The sequence below is a fragment of the Bradyrhizobium sp. Ken51 genome, assembly GCF_055807435.1.
Genome location: NZ_JBVVPB010000028.1, coordinates 40,666 through 60,626 on the forward strand (window position 1 = coordinate 40,666; position 19,961 = coordinate 60,626).

Here is a 19,961-nt window from a genome sequence, read left to right on the forward strand (position 1 = left end):
GGGCTCCGCACGTTCACTTCTTGCCCATGCACGAATCTTCGTTCTTGGTATAGGCGTCGTTCTTGTCCTCGTGCTTGCCGGGTCTTGTGCGGCCCCAGGCCTCGTTGGACCGGGCGCGCAGATAGACGTAGAGATCGTCCATGTAGCAGGCGACGTTCGGGTTATCGCCGAAGGCCGGCATCACGTTGTCTGCGGCAGTCGAGATGTTCTTGCGGCCGGAGGCGACGACGCCGAGAAAATCGGCATAGCTCATCGTCTTCAGCGAATCCTTCAGCGCCGGGGCGTAGGTCGAGCCCATTCCATCCGGGCCGTGACACACATGGCAGTCCGAGTGATAGCGGCGGTATCCGGAATAGGTGTACCAGTCGACGGATCCGTCAGTGACCTTGTAGGTTGGGTTGCCTTCCTTGTCGGACCATTCGCCGGTTTCGTTCTGCTTGACGGCAGTCGGGTCACCTGAGCCGTCCGCGACGGCAATTCCCCCGGACGCGACCAAGAACATCGCAGCAATGGCAGAGCAGATTTTACGCAAGAGATTTTCCTCGGAAGGCATTCGGTGAGACGAGCCGGCGCGTGGAGTTGATCCACGCGCCGGAGCGATGCTGAGAGGTCTAGTTGGGCAGCGAGAACACGGTCAGCGTACCGCCGAGTGCCGTGTAGTTGCTGAGCGCCGCGTAGCCGCCGACTGCGCCGAGACCGGCGGTCGGATCGGTCAGGCCTGCCGCCAGACCGATGCCGGCCCAGCCGCCCACGCCGGAGAGCACTGCGACATACTGCTTGCCGCCGTTCTCATAGGTGGTGACGTTGCCGATGATGCCGGAGGGAGTCTTGAACTTGTAGAGCTCCTTGCCGGTCTTGGCGTCGACTGCCTTCAGGTAGCCTTCGAGCGTTCCGTAGAACACCACGTTGCCCGCGGTTGCGAGCGCACCCGACCAGACCGAGAACTGCTCCTTGTTCGACCAGACGATCTTGCCGGTCTTGCCGTCCCAGGCGATGAAGTTACCCATGTGGGTTTCACCCTGCGGCGGATACATCGAGAGCGTCGCACCCACATAGGGCTGGCCCGCGGTGTAGCTCACCTTGAACGGTTCGTAGTCCATGCAGACGTGGTTGGTCGGAACGTAGAACAGCTGCGTGTCCGGCGAGTAGGCTGCCGGCTGCTCGTCCTTGGTGCCGAGCGCGGCCGGGCAGATGCCCTTCACGTTGTGGTCCTCGCCCGCCTTGTCGGTCGAAGCTGCGTCGAGCACCTTCGGGCGGCCGTAGGTCGGCGAGTTCTTGTCCATGTCGACGCCGGAGGTCCAGTTCACCTTCGGATCGTATTTTTCGGCGACCAGGAGTTCACCGGTGGCACGATCGAGCGTGTAGCCGAGGCCGTTACGATCGAAGTGCGTCAGCAGCTTGCGCGGCTGGCCGTTGATGGCCTGGTCCGAGAGGATCATCTCGTTGACGCCGTCATAGTCCCACTCGTCGTGGGGCGTCATCTGATAAACCCACTTGGCCTGCCCGGTGTCAGGGTTGCGAGCCCAGATCGTCATCGACCATTTGTTGTCGCCGGGACGCTGCTTCGGATTCCAGGTCGAGGGATTGCCCGATCCGTAGTAGACGAGGTTCAGCTCGGGGTCGTAGGAGATCCAGCCCCAGGTGGCCCCGCCGCCGATCTTCCACTGATCGCCTTGCCAGGTCTTCAGGCTCGAGTCCTTGCCGACCGGCTTGCCGAGTGCGGTGGTCTTCTCTGCGTCGACCAGGATCTGATCATCCGGCCCTTCAGAGTAGCCGCGCCAAGCCAGCTTGCCGGTCTTGATGTCGTAGGCGGTCATATGGGCCTGAACACCGAACTCGCCGCCGGAGATGCCGATCAGCACCTTGTCCTTGACGACGAGCGGCGCCGAGGTGCCGGTCTCGCCCTTGCCGGGATCGCCATTCTTGACGGTCCATGCAACCTGACCGGTCTTGGCATCGAGCGCGACCAGGGTGGTGTCGGCCTGATGCAGGAAGATCTTGCCGTCGCCGTAAGATACGCCGCGGTTGACTGTGTCGCAGCACATCACGGGGATGACGTTCGGATCCTGCTTCGGCTCGTACTTCCAGACAATCTTGTTCTCGTTCGAAAGGTCAATAGCGTAGACCTTGTTCGGGAATGGCGTGTGGACGTACATCATGTTGCCGATGATCAGCGGGCCGCCTTCATGGCCGCGCAGCACGCCGGTCGAGAAGGTCCAGGCGACCTGGAGCTTGCCGACGTTTTGAGCATTGATCTGGTTGAGCTTGGAATAGCGGGTATTTGCATAATCGCCCGCCGGCATCACCCAGTCTTTCGGGTTCTGCGCCATCTTGTTCAGCTCGTCATTGGCTGACGCGCTGCCTACGGCGAGAGCCGCCGCGGACCCAAGAAAGGTCGCCAGTAGTACCTTGCGCATAGTCATTCCTCCGTTGTCTCGTTTATTTTTCCGAAGCATTGCTCAATCACCGGGCTTCTCGTCCGGTGTCTGCTCGTGCAGGGCGGTCACGTTTGGGACCAGAAACGATGCTGTGGTGCTTTCTCCTCCTGATGAGAGCTACGGGTCCACGTGCAGGAGCGGCCCGTTTTTGTTGTCCTGATGCATCCGTAGCGACTTCGCCACCGGGAAACTTGCCCAAGAGAGAAGCTGGTTTGCTTGACAGCGCACGGCCGCGAAGATTTTGATTTTGCAGTAGCGAATTCAGCGGCTTCCGCAGCGGTTTGGGACCGCCTTCCACGCTTAGGTTCCCCTTGACGGCGCAGCAACTAAGGCGGAGGATTAACTTTCAAGGGTGGCAATGGAACGATGGCGCTCGTTCCACAAGATCGCTCAAAATCGAGGTAAACGTCACGCAATCACGGTTCAGGGCTCCGGCAGCGCGGCTCGCGATTCGCGTCAAAATCTCCGGATCAAACCAGTGGCTGGATTAATGTCCGACACAATTCACACGCTCTCGACGACGGGAATGACGCCGAAGCGGCAGATCCAGAGCTGGATCGACGGGCTGACCAGCCTGTGTGGGCATTTCGACGTCGATCCGCTGGAAGCGTCTTCGCTCGAAGGCCGCATCGACTACACTAGCGTCTCGCGCCTGAAGCTCTGCCAGATCGAGGTCAGCCAGCATCGCATCGCGCACACGCTGGCGCGCGCCAAGGCCAACGAACATCCGTATATCAAGATCCACTTCCAGACATACGGCGTGTCCTATTTCGAGCAGGAAGGTCGCCACATCGAGCTGAACCCCGGCGACATCATCGCCTATGACGTCTCCTGTCCGCATTCGATCATCAGCCCGGCTTTCACGCGCCACGACGTGGTGATCGTGCCGAAGGCGCTGCTGCGCGACCGCGGATTCCCGTCGCAGCGGATGCCCGCCTGCAAATTGACCTCACGCACGGGGACGGGGCGGATCGCCCACGATTTCGTGCATGCGACCTTCGACGAGGCGGCCAAGCTGTCGGCGAACAGTGCAGTCGGGGTCGCCGATTCGCTGATCGACCTCTTGCTGCTGCCGCTGCGCGAGGCGGACACGATGCTCGATCGCGTCGGGCCCGAAGCGACCTATGTGCGCGCGCAGTTCTTCATCCGAGAACATTTGCGCGATCCGGATCTGTGCATCGACCAGATATCCAACGAGCTCGGTTGCTCCAAGCGCTATCTGCACATGCTGTTCTCGGAGCGCGGCACAACGGTGAGCGACTACATCTGGCAGGCGCGTCTTCAGAATTGCCGCCAGGAGCTCGAGGCCCACGCCGGCAAGACCATCACCGACGTCGCGTTCTCCTGGGGCTTCTCCAGCTCATCGCATTTCAGCCGGGTGTTCCGGAAATATTTCGGCGTGGTGCCTTCCTCGATCCACAAGGCGCAACAGGGCGCCGTTGCCGCGGACGAGCATTAGGCAAACGCCAGGTTCGGCGTCGACGACCAGGGTTGGCCGTCACGCGCCCGCGATGTCTCTCACGCCGATATGGCGATGTAGGGAATGCTGGTCAGGAGAGCGACGAGCAAGACCGCGTTGCCCAGCATTCCACTCCAATGCAGTCGGCGTAGCCGGCGCGGGGCCTCGGCATCGCCGGCGTCCCTCGCGCTGAGCTGTTCGTCCATCCGTTGCATGAACCCGCGGCGTCCGTAGATCGCCAAGGCTGCAAGGAGGCCAACGCCCATCGCGGCGACCAAACGACCGTCGAGCAGGAAAGCGACCGTCCCAATCAGTCCGGCAATGCGCATCACCAGAAAATGCGCATTGAACATTCCGCGCAAAAGCTGGGCGACGGGCTGGATATCCAGCTTCACCAGCAGGAAGGCCGGAGACGCCAGCGTGAAATAGCCCATCGGAAAGAGCAGGATGATCATGACGGCTACGGCAACGCCATCCGGTGTCATGGGATCGGCCTTTCTTCTCCGCGCCGGTCAAACCTTCCCGCCAGCGTCGCACAATCATAGCGGGAAAATGCGTTTCCGGCACTAGGCTTTGGTCGGATGCTGCGCCGCGAAGGGCGTCTTGCTCGCGGTTCAGGAGGGCTCGAGGCCGAGCGACCGTGCGCTCTCGATCCAGATCGGCAGTTCGCGCTGATACAGCGCGTTGGTTTCCTTGAAGCCGATCGCGGGTTCGAGCACGAACGTGGTGAGCACTTCCTTCACCTTCGGATCGCTGTTGGCAGCGACGCAAAGCTCCGCCAGGCGGTCGACGACCGGCTGCGGTGCCGCTTTCGGCACGGCCCAACCGGAGAAGCCGCTGACGGTGAAGAATTTCGACGTCGCGCCCTGCTCGGGCAGGGTCTTGATATCAGGGATGGCGTCGACCTTCTTCGAATGCACCGCGAACACGGTGCCGCGATCGCTCTGCAAAACCGATTGCGCTGCGGTGTAGCTGCCCATGGCCACATCGAGCGTACCCTCCAACATGCCCGTCCACATCGGGGCTTCGCCGCGATAGTGGATCGGCTCGATGGCAAGGCCGTACTGTTTGTTGCGCTCATGGACCGTCATATGCGGGGCCGAGCCCGCGCTATAGGTGCCGAAGTTGACCTTGCCGCTCTTGCGCGCAAAGGCGACGAAATCCTCCAGCGTCTTGACGCCGGTTTTCGGGTTCGCCACCAGCAACAAGCCGGCGCCCGGAATGACGCTGACGAGCGTCAAATCCTTGTCCATGTCGTAGCCCGGAGCCTTCATCACCACCCGGTTCATGATGTAGGTGGTCGAGATCGAGCACAGGATGGTGTGGCCGTCGGGCTCCGAGCGGGCAACCTCCGCCGTCCCGATCGCGCCGGCGGCACCGGGCTTGTTCTCGACGACGACGGTCTTTCCGACCTGCTTGGCAATGAATTCGCCATAGGCGCGCGCGAGCAGGTCGGTCTGTCCGCCGGCGGGATAGCTGCAAATCATGCGGATCTGCCGCGATGGCCACGCAGCCTGCGCCGAGGCGCCGCGCGAGACGAAAGGCATCGCGAGCGTCGCGGTGCCGGCGGCGATGAAGTTGCGGCGATCGAGCGTTGCGGACATGATTCTCTCCCGGATTGCCGCCGACGGTACTGCATCGGGTCGCCTCTGCCATGGGTGGCAGGCGAGACAGATTGGCGCATTCGAAGGGCCGCATTGTGCCTATTCGGGCGTCATCCGGACGATCGCACCTTTCGCATGACACGCAGCCAGACGATTTCGGTCAGGGCTACCGCAAGCAAGCCGAAGGTGCCGCCGATCAGCACGTTGAGGATGCGCTCCTCCGCGATGCCGCTGGCGCTCCCAGCGAAAGAGGCGGCCAGCGCGATGAAGAAGCAGCGCAGGCCGAAGCCGATGATGTAGCGGGAGAACGAGATCAGCGTGAGGGTGGCCGCGAGAACCGCGAGCGCATAGCCGATCCGGCTTTGCGGCAGCACTATGCCGGCAAGGAAGCCGAGCGGCACGCGGACGACGGCGCCGATCGCCCGCTGCTTCAGCTTGCCGGTAGAAGCGGCGAGATCGCCGACCACGACGCTTGCGGCCGACCACATCACCCATTGGCCCTGCGCGAGACCGAGGATCTCGACCAGCACCGCCGCAGCGAACACCGCAAGGGCGGTTGCCGCCGCGGGCACAAACCACTCGGCCGGGGCGCTCCGAACGAGGTCGCGGCATCGCCGCACCGTCGCTGATCGTAAATCTGGATAGCGCAGACCAGAGCCAGCGCGATCGGGGAGGACACGATGATCATGCCGGCATGGCGCAGGGCTTCCGAGGCGCTCACGCCCTCCCGCACCTCGCAGGCAAGATACACGGCGGGGATGAACACCCAATTCCCGAGCGTGCGGAAATGTTCGCCATGGCGTGTCACCGCGACCGCAAGGAATCCGGCGAGCGCCGTCAGCACTGCGAATAGCGGCTTGATCGGGCTCGCCAGGAACAGCGCGGCAAAGGTGAGGAGGATGGCGAGATAATGCCACGCGACGACTTTCGGCGGCAGGTGCAACCTGAGCGCAGGAATGAGCAACGAGACCGCGACCAAACCAAGATTCAGCAGCGCCGTCTCGCGCGCGACGAAATACGCGGCGATCACCGGGCCGACGACGACCAACGCCCGCACCAGCTCGCCGGTCTTGATTTCCCGGGCGAGGAGGTCGCGCAGGTTGGCAGTAGTGGTCGGGGAATTCACGGGGCACCGAAAGGGCGAATGAGAACGCAGACATCATACGGTGCGGGGCGCCACTAAGCGAGTGGATGCCGTCAGGTTGATTCAAGAGATGCGCCGTCGCCGCTCCACACTCCGTCATTGCGAGCGTAGCGAAGCAATCCAGTCTTTCTCTGGAGGGACTCTGGATTGCTTCGCTACGCTCGCAATGACGATGTTGATGCAGTTGCGGGCGAAGATTTAAGTCTCGAGACTGGACACAGCGGGAAGCGAGAGCGTCAACGCTGAATGATCTTCATCCAGACGTCGCCGAGGACCGCAGGCTCCCGCGGCGGCAGATAGGTCAGCCCCGCCTGCCTGCCGAATTCGGCGATCTTGCCCTCGGCAGCAAGCCCGGTCAGCGCCTTGTTGACGGCGTCGATCAGCGCGGGATCGCTGGCCAGCCCGACATAGCCGCGATTGGCCCCGATCGGATAGTAGTAGCCGGACGCGGTGATCGCCGTATCGGGGTGCGCGGCGCGGTGGGAGTCGAGGCGGCCGAGGTCGATCAGCGTCGCGTCATAATCGCCACGGGCAAGTGCGCCGAGGAGATCATCGCGGCCGGGGACGAGATGCGTGATGTCGTCGATCAGGCGCCCCTTGTCGAAGGTCATGAGGATCGCATCGCCCAGCGAGCCGCTCTCGATAACGAGGCGCAGGCCGGCGAGGTCGCCGATATCGCCGATCTTGCGACCCCGCGCCTTCGGTCCGAGCACGACCGTCATCGGCGAGTAGACATAGGGCTGGCTCGGTGCGAGCACGCCGAGCGCGACGCGGCGGCGCCGGTCGTCGCGCGTGGCGCCGGCAAAATCCGGCAGGCGCGCCGTTTTCATGCCGGGCTTGACCAGGGAGTCCGTCGTCAGAGCGTAGCCGCCGACGAGCGAGCAGCGCCCGTCGGACAGCAGCGCATTGGCCTCGAGCTGCGGGCTCGAATCCTCATCCAGCTTGCTCTCGAACCACTGGATCGTCAGCGGCCGTCCGAGCCGGTCGGCGAGCGCCTGCGCCAGCAGCACGTCGAATCCCGAGTCCGGCTTGCCTTTGTGATGCACCGAGAGCGGTGGCCGGTCCTCGTCGAGACAAATCTTGAGCGGATCGTCGGCCGCGCGTGCAGCCGTGGCCGCCGCCGCGAGGATCGCGGCAATGCTCCAAGCGACCAGCCAGCGCGTCATGGTTTTCTCCGGCTCGAGACGAAGGCCCAGAGATTCCCGATCTCCTCGTCGCTGAGAATATCGGCCCAGGGCGGCATCTTGTTGTTCTTGCCGTTCTTCACGGTGGTGACGAAGCGCGTCTTGTCGTCGGGGAAGGCGCGCAGGTCCGGCGTGATGGTGCCGGGATTCATCATGTTGGGGCCGTGGCAGTGCGAGCATTTCTCGGCATAGGTCGACTTGCCGTGGTCGATCTGCGCCTGCACGGGATTGCCGGTTGAGTCATCCGCGGCACGAACGGTCGCCGCAAGTGCGACCGTCAGCACCGCGACGGTGGCGAGGATCGCCACCGTCTTGTGGGATAGCATTCTCAGCATCGTGCCGTGGTTATTGCTTGACCGCAAAAACCCAAAGCGAGCCGCCGGGCGGCACTTTGGCCAGCCGTTCGTCGCCGGAGAACAGCGAGTAGACGCCGCCATAGCCGCTTGTCACCGCGACATACTGCACGCCGTCCTGCTGCCAGGTCACCGGTTGTCCCTCGATGCCCGAGCCGGTCTGGAACTGCCAGAGCTTCTTGCCGGTGTCGGCATCGAAGGCCTCGAACTCCCCGGTCAGCGCGCCCGAGAACACGACGCCGCCCGCGGTCGACAGCACGCCGGAGAAGCGCGGGATGTCGCTTGGTGCTTCCCACTTCGCCTTGCCGGTCATGGGATCGATCGCCTTCAGATGACCGCGCGGGCCGTCACCCCATTCCCAGAGATCGGTAAGGTCCATGCCGAGATACCATTCACCCTGCTTGAAGGTGGCGGGTTCGGTCTTGTACCTGCCACCGAAGGCGAGCGTGTTGGCGTAGGCGAGGCCGGTCTGCGGATTGAACGACATCGGCTCCCAGTTCTTGCCGCCGAGAATAGACGGATAGACTGTCACCTTCTTGCCCTCACGCGCGTCCTTCGAGACGTCGGTCTCGATGGGACGTCCGGTCTTCATGTCGATTCCGGTCGCCCAGTTGACCTTTACGTAAGGATTGGCCGCGAGCAGCTTTCCGTTGGTGCGGTCGAGCACGTAGAAGAAGCCGTTGCGGTTGGCGTCCATCAGCACCTTGGTCGGCTTGCCCTCGACGTTCATGTCGGCGAGGACCATCTCGGCCACGCTGTCATAGTCGAACGGATTGTTGGGCGAGAACTGGTAGTGCCACTTGATCTTGCCGGTCTTGGGATCCATCGCCAGCACGGAGCAGGTGTAGAGGTTGTCGCCCGGGCGCACTGCGGAATTGAACGGGCCGGGATTGCCGATGCCCCAATAGACCGTGTTCAGCTCGGGATCATAGGAGCCTGTAATCCAGGTCGAGCCACCGCCGAGCTTCCACGTATCGCCCTTCCAGGTGTCGCCGCCGGGCTCGTCCGGGGAGGGGATCGAATGGGTGCGCCACAGGTGCTTGCCCGTGGCCGGATCCCAGCCGTCGATGAAGCCGCGGGTGCCGAACTCGGCGCCGGAGATGCCGGTGATCACGACGCCGTCGGCGACCAGCGGCGCCACCGTCATCGAATATCCCTCCTTGATGTCGGCCGCCTTCTGCCGCCACAGCTCCTTGCCGTCCTTGGCGTCGAGCGCGATCACGTTGGCATCGAGCGTGGTGCGGAACACCTTGCCCTCATAGAGCGCGGCGCCGCGATTGATGATGCCGCAGCAGACGATGCGCGGCGTTTCGGCAGGATACTCGACCTTGGATTTCCAGATCTGCTTGCCGGTCTTGGCGTCGACCGCCATGGTCGCGTTGTGCGACGTCACGTAGATCACGCCCTGGTACACCAGCGGCTGCGATTCCTCGCTGCGATCGTCGTTGAAAGAGTAGTTCCAAACCGGGACAAGGTTCTTGACGCTGTCCTTGTTGATCTGGTTCAGCGTCGAGAAACGCTGGAGATTGTAGCCCATCCCGTAGTTGAGAACGTTCGATGTATCGGTCGCACCCTTGACCAGCTGCTCGCTGGTTTGTGCATTTGCACAAGACGATGCAAGCATGACGAGGCCCGCGGCCATCGCAAAGCGTTTCATCCGTTCCTCCCAATATGCGCGCCTATTGACGCTGCGACAGCAACACTCCGCCCGAATGCAAAACGCGTCAATACGAAAGTCGTATCTGGGACGCCGATATGGTGGGCGACCGGATGTCGTCACCTGACGGAGACCTGACAAGCCATGCTCACTTGTGCGCAGGCGCTGAAGAAATTCCGCGGCATGATGCAGAGCGCGTGCGCGACGGCAGCGGTCGGGCCGACGGGTTCCGCAAGTTGTGCCGAGCGCAGGCTGCAATTCGGGGCTTGAACCGAGGCTCGCTTGTGGACTTATGTCGTTTCGATCCGGTTCGAATCGGAGCTCTTGGTGAGGGAGATTTTCATGATATCGCGTCGCTCTGTTGCACTTGCGCTCACAATTGCGCTGCTGTCCGGTCCGGCATGGTCGGCCTCCGGCACCCCGGTCAAGACGTTCGATACCGACAATGACAGCACGCTCGATCTTGCCGAGGTGAAGAAAGCGGCGGCCGCGTCGTTCGCGAAGCTCGATCCCGATCACGACGGCACGCTCGATGCCCGCGAGTTGCGCGGACGGTTAACGGCAAAAGAACTCGCCGCCGCCGATCCCGATCGCGACGGGACTCTCACGCTCGACGAATATCTCTCGGTGGTGGAGCAGCGCTTCAACGCAGCGAATCCCGACAAGGATGGAACGCTGGATGGGAAGGAGCTGAACTCGCGCGCCGGCCGTGCGCTGCTGCGCTTGTTGCGGTGAGAACAGCGCCGCTTGACTGGGAGCGAAGGCGAGTTGCCCGAGAGAGAAATTTGCAAGCGCGATGCGGCAGTTCGCTGTGTCGACGGCGCGATTCCAGACTTGCGCTGTGACTGACGCAGCCCTAGGTTTTGGCCGGCGCGATGTCGCGCTCAATCCCTTGGGAGTCCCCGAATGGCCTGGAAAGCTCCGAAGATCGTGGAAGTGCCGGTCGGCATGGAAATCAACATGTACGCCTGCGCTTTGCGCAAGTAAGACCACAAGTAAGACTGACGACCTGCCGCGGCTTCGATGGCAACCACCGTCGAAGCCGTGGTAGTGTCGGGGATGCGCGCGAGAGCCCATACATTCTGGACCATAGCCGCCTGCACCGTCGCGCTCGCGCCGGTATGCGTCAGCGCCGAAGAGGGCTTTGATACCGAGCACATCTTCGGCTTCATGATCGGCACCGATGTCGGCAATCCCGGCGAGCGCGAATTCCAGACCCAAACGACAGGACGATTCGGCAAAGGCGGCGGGACCTATCGCGCCCTGTCGCAGGAGGTCGAGATCGAGATCGTGCCGCTGCCGAACTTCCGGATCGAGGTCGGCGGCACCGCCACGCTGCACGACATCACCGGCGTCCCCGATATCGGCGACCGCCGCCAGTTCAATTTTCAGGGCGCTTCGCTCGACCTGCGCTATCGCCTGCTCGATCGCGAGCGCGCGCCAATCGGGTTGACTGTCGCCGCCGAACTCCATGGCGACCGCATCGACGAGACCTCGGGCGCAAAAGGGCGGATGTACGGTACCGATTTCACGCTCGCCTTCGATCGCGAGCTGATCCCGAACTTCGCGATCGGGGCGCTCAACCTGATCTATCAACCCGAATGGGCACGCTTCGAGATGGCGGGACGGTCCGAAAAGAGCTCGACGATCGGCGCGGCCTTCGCCGGCCTCGTGCGGGTGCGTCCCGACGTGCTGCTCGGCGGCGAGGTGCGCTACTTCCGGCAGTATGAAGGCATCGGCCTCGGCGAGTTCGCAGGCCAGGCCCTCTTCGTCGGTCCGACCGCTTATTTCCAGCTTTCCGAGCGCTCGCGCCTGACCATGAGCTGGAGCATGCAGGCCTGGGGCCGTCCGGCCGGGTCGGGCGGCAATCTTGACCTCGTCAATTTCGAGCGCCACCAGGCGAGGCTGGTGTTTGGGGTCAATTTCTAACGCTCGCGCCCCGGTTGCGGGGAGAGGCGACGGGGCAATTCCCGTTTTATTTCTCGCGGCCGGATTGAAACTTCCCGCTGCTCGGAGCGTAACCTTTTGTGCTAATCTTCATCGCCTCTGCGAGGATCCCGGCATGAACCCGATCGACCTGGTGGTGACTGTGTGTGCGGTGCTCTCGCCTGCGACCTGCGAGGAGCAGCATCTGGTGTTCAACTATGCGGGGTCGCCGACGCAATGCGCGATGGCTGCGCCGCCCTATATCGCGCAATGGGTTGGCGACCATCCGAAGTGGCAGGCGGTGCGGTGGCGCTGCGAATACCCGCACCCGAACGACAAGGCGTGAGCCGCCGGCGTTACTTCGTGCAGTCCTTCAGATCCTTGTCGGCGATCGAGAATACCGCATCCGCCTTGATCTCGATGTCGCGCACGATGCACTGCCGGGTATTGGGATAGCTGACCCTGGCGTCGTAGCGGCCGGGCTCGACGCCGGTGATGCGCAGCCGCTCGTCGTGGTCGACCTCCTTGTCCTTGTCGTTCAGGCACTGGTTCGGCCCCCACTCGATCTTCCCGGCTGGCGAGAGCTGGAAGCCGGAGATCGTTTCCGTCGTCAGATTCCAGAGCCGGATACCCTTGCCCTTGGCCTGCGCGAGCGCCGCGCCCGGCATCGCAACCAACAGGATGCCGATCGCAATCAGCGTACGCCGCATGGTGAACCTCCCGCGAAGATGTCGTTGGTCCAATTGACCATGAGTTCTCATTTCGATTCAAGCTGCAACGCCGCGAGCTCGGCCCTGATCCGGCCGAGCTCGGCCTCGCTGCGCTCCGCGCGCGGGATGGCAATCGGCACCTCCCGCACGATGCGCGCCGGTCGCGGCGACAGCAAGAACAGGCGGTCGCCGAGCCGGATCGCGTCGTCCAGGCTGTGGGTGACGAGCAGCGTCATTACCGGACGGCGCGCCACCAGCGTCGCGATCTCGTCGCGCAAACGGCCGGCGAGTGCATCGTCGAGCGAGGCGAGGGGTTCGTCGAGCACGAGCAGATCGGGCTCGACAGCAAACGCGCGGGCGAGCGCGACGCGCCGGGCGAGGCCGAGCGATAGCTCGCCGGGAAAGTGGCTGCGGTGCGCGTCCAGCTCCAGGATCCTGAACAGCTCGGCGAGCTTGGCATCAGTGACATCGGGTGCCGCAAGCCGCACATTCTGCTCGACCGAGCGCCATGGCAGCAACCGCGGCTCCTGGAAAACCATGCCGATCCGCGCTTCCGGCGGGCGCGAGACGCGTCCCTCGAAATCGCGGTCGAGCCCGAGGATGATGCGAAGCATCGTGCTCTTGCCGCAGCCGGACGGACCGATCAGCACGCCGACCTCGCCGGATTGAAGCGCGAAGCTGACCGGCGCGAGCACCTCCTGCGTTCCGCCCGCGGCACTCCTGAACCTCTTGCCTGTGATATCGACCTCAAGCCGCACGGGGTCGCCACCGTGTTGCGCGGGCTTCGAACGGTTGCACCAGCGCGGTCTCGATCACGAGCACGACGGCGGCGAAGGTCAGCGAATAGGCCAGCAGCCGCGGCGTGTCGAACAGCTGGAAAGCAACGCCGATCTCGAAGCCGACGCCGTTTGGCCGGCCCAGGAGTTCGGCGACCAGCACGATCTTCCACACCAGCGACAATCCGGAGCGGGCTGAGGCTGCAATATAGGGTGCCAGCTGCGGCAGCACGACGTGGCGGAAGGCCCGCCAGCGCGGCATCGCGAACACGCTCGCCATCTCGTCCAGCGAGCGGTCGAGCGCGCGCGTGCCCTCGCGCAGGGTGACGATGGCGGTCGGCAGCTTGTTGATGGCGATCGCCGCGACCGCTGCGGCTTCAGTGAGCCCGGCCCAGATATAGGCCAGCACGATCACGACCAACGCGGGGAGGTTCAGGAGCAGGATCAGCCAGGGATCGCCGAGCCGGTCGGCGAGCTTCACCCGCCCCATCAGATAGCCGATGGCGCTACCGAGCGACATCGCCAGCACGAAGGCGAGGCTCACGCGGGCGAGCGTGGCGCCGAGATGCAGGAACAGTGCGCCGCTCGATGCTTCCGCGATGACGACGTCGAGCACGGCGGGCGGGGACGGCAGCTTTGTGGCGCCGACGAACAGCGCGGCAATCCACCAGATCGCGAGGAACAGGGCAAACGACAGAAGACGCAGCACCTCAGTCTCCGGGAACTGCGTGATAGAACGTGCCGGGATCGAGCTCGGCGGCAGAGCCCACGAGGTCGCGGCCGCCGGTTTCGGCCAGCACGCGGTAGAGCACGCGCGCGTCCTTTTCTTCGTCATCGATGCTCCGGCGCGGAATGCCGTCGCGATATCGCTCGCGATAGGTCTTGAGCAGTGTGGCATCGCTCGTGCCGGTGAGCGGCGCGACCTTGTCCCAGGCGGCATCCGAGGTCACCAGCAGCTGCTTGGCCTTGCGAGTCATCGCGATGAAGCGCGCCACGGCCTCGCGATGACTTGCCGCCCAGCTTTCGTCGAAGACATAGCCGACTGCAGAGACCGCGCCCTTGGCGCCGAGTTTCGGCAGGATGTCCTCGATGCCGGCGAGACGTTTAAAACCCTTGGCCTCCAGCTGTGCGCAGAAATTCCAGAAGTTGAGGCTGGCATCCATCTCGCCGTCGAGCGCCTTGGCGGTTATCAGCGGCGGAGCACCATAGACGATGGTCGCCTCCGACTTCAGGTCGATGCCGTCCTGCTTCATGCGCGCCTGGAGCAGCAGCCAGCTCTTGTCGATGGGACCACCGCCGACGGCGAGCTTGCGGCCCTTCAAATCGGCCAGCGACTTGATCGGCGAGGAGGCCGGTACCATCACCGCGCCGAGCGCGCTGGAATAGGGATAGAAGGTGAGCTTGGCGCCGAGCGTGCGCTCGCGCGACACCCACAACCAGTCGGACAGGATGATGTCGGCATTGCCGGCGCGCAGCGCGATCTTGCCGGCCTCGGGGCTCGCAAGCTCGCTGACGTCGAGCGACAGGTCGGCCTCCTTGTCGAGGCCGCCGGCGCGGATCGCGGCCAGCTCCCAGGAGAATGTTCCGGTCTTCTGCACCGCAAGGCGGATGGTATCCGCGGCGCGGCCGGGCCCGGCTAGTGTCAGCGCCAGCGTCACCGCGAGCGCCAATGATCGACCAAATGCTCTCATCACCTTGTGAGCCGTTTCCTCTGATAGAGTGCTTTTCAGGACAATACGCATAGCATAGCTTCCGTCGCAACCAGCGGGAGGACGCTCATGAATCTGGCCGGACAGCTACGACCGATTGTCGCCGCATTGGCGGTGTGGGCTGCGACCGCGCTCGCTGCGCAGGCTGAAGAGGCCAATGATTATCCGACGTCGGCGCGTGCCGAATACGTCTATGGCTGCATGAAGGCGAATGGCGAGAGCCGGCAGGCGATCGAGCAATGTTCCTGTTCGATCGACGTGGTGGCCTCGATCGTGCCCTATGAGCGCTACGTCACCGCCGAGACCGCGCTCAGCATGTCCCAGGTCCGCGGTAATCTCGGTGTCCAGTTCCGCACGTCAGAGCAGGCGAATTCCGCGGTGAACGATCTCAGGCGCGCGCAGGCGGAAGCCGAGGTGAGGTGTTTTTGACCGTTGCCGCGCGGCTTCGCTTCCCTCGTCAAGATCGCCTGCGGAGCTTCGATGGTATGATCCGACGAGCTTGCTTGGTAGGATATCTCGATGGACCGGCACGGCGTTGGAGTGCACCGGGCGGTTGCTGATACGCCCATCATCGATGATGCAAACGCCGATGCGCCTCTAGTGCGTCGCGCAAGACGGCTCCCGCTCGGCCCGGCATTGGGAATGATCGCCGCATTGTCGGCGGTCCCGAATTCGAGCGCGCAGGAGGCCGAGCCGCGATCGTATTCGAATACGCCTGTCGGGTTGAATTTCCTGATCTCGGGCTACGTTTACGCCCAAGGCAAGCTCGCGTTCGATCCCAGCACCGCGATCGCCGATGCCACATTCCGCTCCGATACCGGCGTAGTGGCCTATGTTCGGTCCTTCGACCTCGCCGGCCAGTCGGCCAAGTTCGACGCGATCGTGCCGACATCGTCGTTTGCCGCGCATGGGCTCGTCAACGGCGAGCCGCGCGAACGGGAGATGTCCGGTCTGGGCGATCCGCGATTTCGTGTCTCGGTCAACCTGTTTGGGGCTCCCGCGCTCTCGGCGAAGGACTTCGCCAGCTACCATCAGGATCTGATCGTGGGCGTAAGCCTTCAGGTCTCCGCGCCCCTCGGGCAATATGACAGCACCAAGCTGCTCAACCTCGGCGGCAACCGTTGGTCGTTCCGGCCCGAGCTCGGAATTTCAAAGGCATGGGGACCATGGACGGTCGAGCTCGCCCCCAGCGTGACCTTCTTCAGCGACAACACCGACTTTTTCGGCGGCAAGACGTTCTCGCAGGCTCCGATCTATGCGGTGCAGGGACATGTCATCTACACGTTCCAGTCCGGCATATGGATGGCGCTGGACGGACTGTATTTCGCCGGCGGCAGCACGATCCTCAACGGCATCAAAAACGACAACGAGCAGGCCATTTCGCGCGCGGGCGTGACGGTTGCGTTTCCGATCGATCGGCAAAACTCAGTCAAGCTCTCTGCCAGCACCGGCCTCACCAGCCGCACGGGAAGCGAACTGACAGCTGTTGGTATCGCATGGCAGTATCGTTGGGGCGAAGGATATTGAGGGAGGATGATGGACGCCCTCACGTCCCCGGCTTCTCCACATCCCACTCGTTGCGGAACACGTGTCCGTCTGTATCCTTGGCTTCCGCGCGGAAACGCCTGGCGCCGTTGGACACGTAGGTGAAGCGCAGATTGGGATCTTCCGAGATCGAGATGCCGCCTTCCATCGAAAGCACGGGGCTGTCGTCCTGCGTCAGCTTGAGCTGGTTGACGAAGAAGGCGGGAATGTAGAGCTGCGTGACCTGGTCCATCTGCAGCCCGGAATTGTTGGGATGGCCGATCATGATCTGCGCCTCCCGCATGCGGCTCGCCGGGGCCTCCTCGCGCGCGAATTGCCGGTAGCGCATCTGCCCGAGCCGGTTCTGGGCTTCCTCGGCATTCTTCCCCGCCGGTGCGGAGCAGCCGCCGGAAGCCTTCACATAGACTTTCGAGACATAGAGCTGGCCGTCGCTGAGTTCGGCCACCGCATGGACGTCGGTGTAATTGTTGACGCGCACGCGCGTCGAGATTTCGGTGACGTTGGCATCCGGTCCGAGCTCGAACTTCGCGGCCATCGGCGCTGGATTACGATCGATCACCAGCGTGATCGAACGGATGCGGCGGGCATCGCCGGGCGAGAGCTTGCTGCGCAGGGTCACGGGCACGATGGCCGCGTCCTCGGCGCGATACGGCATCTCGATGCCAATGACATTGCCGCCGTCATTCATCGGACGGTTGCTGAAGATGTCCTGCACCAGTCCCGGCCAGGGATCGTAAGCTTCGTAAGCCTGCACCGGCACGGCGAATGCGATGCCGAGGAGCAGGGCGATCAGAGGCAGTCGGCGCGTGCATCCCGTCATGGTCTTGGTCCCGCGGACGAAGCAACGTTTCGCGCATCGTAGCGCGTCCGCTACTCCCATTCAATTTCCGAAAATGCTGCGGTTGCGTTGCGGGCGTTGTAGTCGTCGAACAGCTCCCAGTGCGGCCGTTCCGAGGCGGCGGCCTTGTCTGCGGCGGTTCGGATCGGCTCGCCCTTCTTGTTCGATGCCCGGACGTCCGCCAGCAGTGCCGTCAGATAGCGCCGTTCATCGGTCAGCGCTGCCGGCCATTCGCTCACGGGCCCGTGACCGGGAACGACGCGCTGCGCCGGAATGCTCTCGAGTTCCCCGAGGGTGCCGAGCCAGCCGCGAATGCTGCCGTCCATCACCGGAATATGGCGGAGGAAGACAAGGTCGCCAGTGAACAGCGTCTTCGTCATCTCATCGAACACGGTCAGGTCATTGTCGCTGTGCCCGGCCGGCCAGGCCCGCAAGGTCAGGCGGCGCGCGCCCAGATCGAGCGTCATTGTGTCCGTGACAAGCATTGTGGGCGGCACGATTTTCACGGGGGATATCAATTCGTCCCCCATGATGCGCTTAAAATTGTCGAGATAGTACGGCCCGCGCGCAGCCAGCGCCCGCGGCAGCCTGCTGTGACCGACGAAAATGGTGTCCCCGACGGCGAAGGCGGCATTGCCGAAAACATGGTCCGGATGGCCGTGGGTGTTGATGACGTAGCGGATCGGCTTGCTCGTGCGGGCCCGCACCGCCGCCAGCAGCGCCTCACCCTCGCGAACGCTACCGCCGGTATCAATCACCGCCACAGCATCCTCGCCCACGATGAATCCGACATTGGCGATGTCGCCCTCGTTCTCGCGGGTCATCAAGGCGATGGTCCCGGAGTGTACGAAGATTCCCGGCGCGACTTCGCTCACAGGCAATTCGGCCGCTGCGGCGCATGCTAGCGTCGCTGTCACCAGCAGGGACAAGGCTGCGATCACGAGAGCGATGCGAGACACTTTTCCGCCTCAGTTCAAAGGGTTGCGCGCATTGCACCGCAACAAAAAAAGCCAGCACACAGTCTGGCAAAACATGGCGCGTCATGCGTTGCATGGCTAGCATTCAAACAAGCCCAGGAGGAAGCGCGATGACGGAGGCCGGACGACATCGTCGCTGGTTGTTTTCACTGAGTATCCTGGTTGCATCTTGCGCGTTCGGCGACGTCGCCATCGCGCAGACCAACGACGCCGGCGACCTCTCCTTCGAATTGGTCGATCCCAAGGTGCTGCGGGTCTGTTCCGACCCGCGCAATCTGCCGTTCTCGAACGAGAAGGGCGAGGGGTTCGAGAACAAGCTTGCCGAGCTGTTTGCGGACAAGCTCCAGAAGAAGCTCGACTATGTCTTTTTTCCGCAAGCCACCGGCTTCGTGCGCATGACGCTTGGCGCGCATCGCTGCGACGTCATCATGGGCTTCCCCCAAGGCGATGACCTCGTGCAAGGCACCAATCCATATTACCGCACGAGCTATGCTCTGGTTGCGAAAGCAGGCAGCGGGCTGGATGAGGTCGACACGCTCGAGGATACCAGGCTGAAGGGCAAGCATGTCGGCATCGTCGCCGGCACACCGCCTGCGACCAATATGGCCATCGCGGGACTGATGGGCGATGCAAAGCCCTATCCGCTAATGATCGACACGCGCTACGACAATTCAGCGCAGGCAATGATCAATGATCTCACGGCGGGCAAGATCGACGCCGGCGTGCTGTGGGGACCGATGGCGGGGTTCTACGCAAAGAAGGCGGGATCGCTTCATGTCACCCCGCTGGTGAAGGAAACCACCGGGCCAAAACTGGTGTATCGCATCGGCATGGGCGTGCGTGGCGCCGACCAGAACTGGAAGCGGCAACTCAACAAGCTGATCCAGGAGAACCAAGGCGAGATCAACAAGATCCTGCTCGACTTCGGCGTGCCGCTGCTGGACGAGAACAATCGGCCGCTCGGCGCGGAGACGGCCAAGAAGGCACCATGAGGCAGACGCCATGAGGCGGCATCTTGCCGCTGCGCTGGTAGCCGCCATGCTGGTGGCGCCGGTCGTTGCGCAGCAGCAGGAGCCGTTCGAGCCCGAGGGCTATCGCACCGATAACTACCGCGCGCCTGTGCCGGCGACGCTCGGCGGGGCGCGCGTCCTGTCGACGCCAGAAGCCGAGGCGATCTGGCAAGCGAAGAGCGGCGCCTTCATCGACGTGCTGCCGCGCGCGCCGAAGCCGAAGAACCTTCCCGCGGGTACCGTCTGGCGCGAGGCGCCGCGCAAAAACATTCCGGGCAGCATCTGGCTGCCGGATACCGGCTACGGCACGCTGCCGCAAGCCATGGACGACTACTTTCAGCGTGGCCTCGCGCGTGCATCACACGGCGACAAGACCGCGCTGCTCGTGATCTATTGCCTGGCCGATTGCTGGATGTCCTGGAACGCCGCCAAGCGCGCGCTCGCGTACGGCTATTCCAACATCGCCTGGTATCCCGATGGCACCGACGGCTGGGAGCGCGCCAAGCTTCCGACCGAGGAGGCGCAGCCGGAGCCGCGGCCGGAGCAGTAGGCAAGAGATCGTTATGCCCGGGCTTGTCCCGGCATCCACGTTCTTCGTGCCGCGTGGCTATGCGTGGATGGCCGGGACAAG

Annotated in this window: 24 protein-coding genes; 9 read left to right on the plus strand and 15 right to left on the minus strand. The window is 63.4% G+C overall.

Translation table 11 applies throughout. From position 1 onward, the window contains the following. Window positions 1–13: 13 nt before the first annotated feature. Window positions 14–502 carry a c-type cytochrome, methanol metabolism-related gene (locus AC0L27_RS32555; RefSeq protein WP_354210642.1) on the minus strand — a complete coding sequence of 163 codons (489 nt, stop codon included), beginning with the start codon at window positions 500–502 and terminating at the stop codon, window positions 14–16. Between the two features lie 109 nt (window positions 503–611). Then, window positions 612–2,417, minus strand: coding sequence for a lanthanide-dependent methanol dehydrogenase XoxF5 (gene xoxF5, locus AC0L27_RS32560; RefSeq protein ID WP_275173221.1), 1,806 nt, complete (start codon window positions 2,415–2,417; stop codon window positions 612–614). Between the two features lie 511 nt (window positions 2,418–2,928). Here xoxF5 and AC0L27_RS32565 point away from each other — a divergent pair. Beyond that, complete coding sequence (locus AC0L27_RS32565) at window positions 2,929–3,897, plus strand: helix-turn-helix domain-containing protein (protein ID WP_106946412.1); 969 nt, start codon at window positions 2,929–2,931, stop codon at window positions 3,895–3,897. A 59-nt stretch (window positions 3,898–3,956) separates the two neighbouring features. On the opposite strand, the gene AC0L27_RS32570 is transcribed toward AC0L27_RS32565, so the two are convergent. From AC0L27_RS32570 to AC0L27_RS32600, 7 genes are all read right to left on the minus strand, one after another. After that, the gene (locus AC0L27_RS32570; protein ID WP_354065550.1) at window positions 3,957–4,382 is read right to left on the minus strand and encodes a hypothetical protein; all 426 of its coding nucleotides are present in this window, start codon (window positions 4,380–4,382) and stop codon (window positions 3,957–3,959) included. Between the two features lie 129 nt (window positions 4,383–4,511). Next, window positions 4,512–5,501 carry a Bug family tripartite tricarboxylate transporter substrate binding protein gene (locus tag AC0L27_RS32575; protein WP_473321791.1) on the minus strand — a complete coding sequence of 330 codons (990 nt, stop codon included), beginning with the start codon at window positions 5,499–5,501 and terminating at the stop codon, window positions 4,512–4,514. A 110-nt stretch (window positions 5,502–5,611) separates the two neighbouring features. Beyond that, window positions 5,612–6,031, minus strand: a complete 420-nt coding sequence (locus AC0L27_RS32580) for an FUSC family protein (protein ID WP_473321792.1) — start codon at window positions 6,029–6,031, stop codon at window positions 5,612–5,614. Next, complete coding sequence (locus AC0L27_RS32585; RefSeq protein ID WP_473321794.1) at window positions 5,989–6,549, minus strand: hypothetical protein; 561 nt, start codon at window positions 6,547–6,549, stop codon at window positions 5,989–5,991. Before AC0L27_RS32585 ends, AC0L27_RS32580 begins: the two co-directional genes overlap by 43 nt. 332 nt (window positions 6,550–6,881) lie before the next feature. Next, the gene (locus tag AC0L27_RS32590; protein ID WP_473321795.1) at window positions 6,882–7,811 is read right to left on the minus strand and encodes a substrate-binding periplasmic protein; all 930 of its coding nucleotides are present in this window, start codon (window positions 7,809–7,811) and stop codon (window positions 6,882–6,884) included. Continuing rightward, entirely contained in the window at window positions 7,808–8,164 is a 357-nt protein-coding gene (locus AC0L27_RS32595; protein WP_354210602.1) for a c-type cytochrome, read from the minus strand. Before AC0L27_RS32595 ends, AC0L27_RS32590 begins: the two co-directional genes overlap by 4 nt. Before the next feature lie 10 nt (window positions 8,165–8,174). Then, the gene (locus AC0L27_RS32600; RefSeq protein ID WP_275173213.1) at window positions 8,175–9,839 is read right to left on the minus strand and encodes a methanol/ethanol family PQQ-dependent dehydrogenase; all 1,665 of its coding nucleotides are present in this window, start codon (window positions 9,837–9,839) and stop codon (window positions 8,175–8,177) included. 342 nt (window positions 9,840–10,181) lie between these two features. Between AC0L27_RS32600 and AC0L27_RS32605 the strand changes: the two genes are divergently transcribed. The 4 genes from AC0L27_RS32605 to AC0L27_RS32620 all read left to right on the plus strand — a co-directional run bounded on the left by AC0L27_RS32605 (window position 10,182) and on the right by AC0L27_RS32620 (window position 12,111). After that, a complete protein-coding gene (locus AC0L27_RS32605; protein WP_473321798.1) occupies window positions 10,182–10,574 on the plus strand; it encodes an EF-hand domain-containing protein in 393 nt (130 codons plus the stop codon). A gap of 171 nt (window positions 10,575–10,745) precedes the next feature. After that, the gene (pqqA, locus tag AC0L27_RS32610; protein ID WP_018460299.1) at window positions 10,746–10,826 is read left to right on the plus strand and encodes a pyrroloquinoline quinone precursor peptide PqqA; all 81 of its coding nucleotides are present in this window, start codon (window positions 10,746–10,748) and stop codon (window positions 10,824–10,826) included. A 36-nt stretch (window positions 10,827–10,862) separates the two neighbouring features. Next, on the plus strand, window positions 10,863–11,768 hold the full coding sequence (locus tag AC0L27_RS32615; RefSeq protein WP_473321799.1) for a hypothetical protein: 906 nt from the start codon (window positions 10,863–10,865) through the stop codon (window positions 11,766–11,768). 133 nt (window positions 11,769–11,901) lie between these two features. Next, window positions 11,902–12,111: a hypothetical protein gene (locus tag AC0L27_RS32620; RefSeq protein WP_027566545.1), complete on the plus strand. Its 210-nt coding sequence runs from the start codon at window positions 11,902–11,904 to the stop codon at window positions 12,109–12,111. 10 nt (window positions 12,112–12,121) lie between these two features. Here AC0L27_RS32620 and AC0L27_RS32625 read toward each other — a convergent pair whose 3' ends face one another. From AC0L27_RS32625 to AC0L27_RS32640, 4 genes are read right to left on the minus strand one after another with little or no spacing between them, the layout of a single operon-like run. Beyond that, window positions 12,122–12,475 (minus strand): hypothetical protein, encoded by a 354-nt coding sequence (locus tag AC0L27_RS32625; RefSeq protein WP_473321801.1) that lies wholly within the window; start codon window positions 12,473–12,475, stop codon window positions 12,122–12,124. 47 nt (window positions 12,476–12,522) lie between these two features. After that, entirely contained in the window at window positions 12,523–13,233 is a 711-nt protein-coding gene (locus tag AC0L27_RS32630) for an ABC transporter ATP-binding protein (RefSeq protein WP_473306020.1), read from the minus strand. Further along, window positions 13,223–13,960, minus strand: a complete 738-nt coding sequence (locus AC0L27_RS32635) for an ABC transporter permease (RefSeq protein ID WP_275173206.1) — start codon at window positions 13,958–13,960, stop codon at window positions 13,223–13,225. Before AC0L27_RS32635 ends, AC0L27_RS32630 begins: the two co-directional genes overlap by 11 nt. A 1-nt stretch (window position 13,961) precedes the next feature. Next, on the minus strand, window positions 13,962–14,942 hold the full coding sequence (locus AC0L27_RS32640) for an ABC transporter substrate-binding protein (RefSeq protein ID WP_473321832.1): 981 nt from the start codon (window positions 14,940–14,942) through the stop codon (window positions 13,962–13,964). Window positions 14,943–15,029: 87 nt separating this feature from the next. Here AC0L27_RS32640 and AC0L27_RS32645 point away from each other — a divergent pair, with 87 nt between their 5' ends. Together AC0L27_RS32645 and AC0L27_RS32650 are read left to right on the plus strand one after the other, a co-directional pair. Further along, a complete protein-coding gene (locus AC0L27_RS32645) occupies window positions 15,030–15,389 on the plus strand; it encodes a hypothetical protein (protein ID WP_007601391.1) in 360 nt (119 codons plus the stop codon). 213 nt (window positions 15,390–15,602) lie between these two features. Beyond that, window positions 15,603–16,487, plus strand: a complete 885-nt coding sequence (locus AC0L27_RS32650) for a transporter (protein WP_473321802.1) — start codon at window positions 15,603–15,605, stop codon at window positions 16,485–16,487. A gap of 19 nt (window positions 16,488–16,506) precedes the next feature. Here the strand turns inward: AC0L27_RS32650 and AC0L27_RS32655 are convergent, their stop codons facing one another. Further along, window positions 16,507–17,325, minus strand: a complete 819-nt coding sequence (locus AC0L27_RS32655) for a quinoprotein dehydrogenase-associated SoxYZ-like carrier (RefSeq protein ID WP_473306013.1) — start codon at window positions 17,323–17,325, stop codon at window positions 16,507–16,509. Between the two features lie 50 nt (window positions 17,326–17,375). Beyond that, window positions 17,376–18,302 carry a quinoprotein relay system zinc metallohydrolase 2 gene (locus tag AC0L27_RS32660; protein ID WP_473321804.1) on the minus strand — a complete coding sequence of 309 codons (927 nt, stop codon included), beginning with the start codon at window positions 18,300–18,302 and terminating at the stop codon, window positions 17,376–17,378. Between the two features lie 128 nt (window positions 18,303–18,430). Here AC0L27_RS32660 and AC0L27_RS32665 point away from each other — a divergent pair, with 128 nt between their 5' ends. Both AC0L27_RS32665 and AC0L27_RS32670 read left to right on the plus strand, forming a co-directional pair. After that, window positions 18,431–19,312 (plus strand): substrate-binding domain-containing protein, encoded by an 882-nt coding sequence (locus AC0L27_RS32665; protein ID WP_473306009.1) that lies wholly within the window; start codon window positions 18,431–18,433, stop codon window positions 19,310–19,312. A gap of 10 nt (window positions 19,313–19,322) precedes the next feature. Then, entirely contained in the window at window positions 19,323–19,880 is a 558-nt protein-coding gene (locus AC0L27_RS32670; protein WP_354065580.1) for a PQQ-dependent catabolism-associated CXXCW motif protein, read from the plus strand. The last annotated feature ends 81 nt before the right edge of the window (window positions 19,881–19,961 follow it).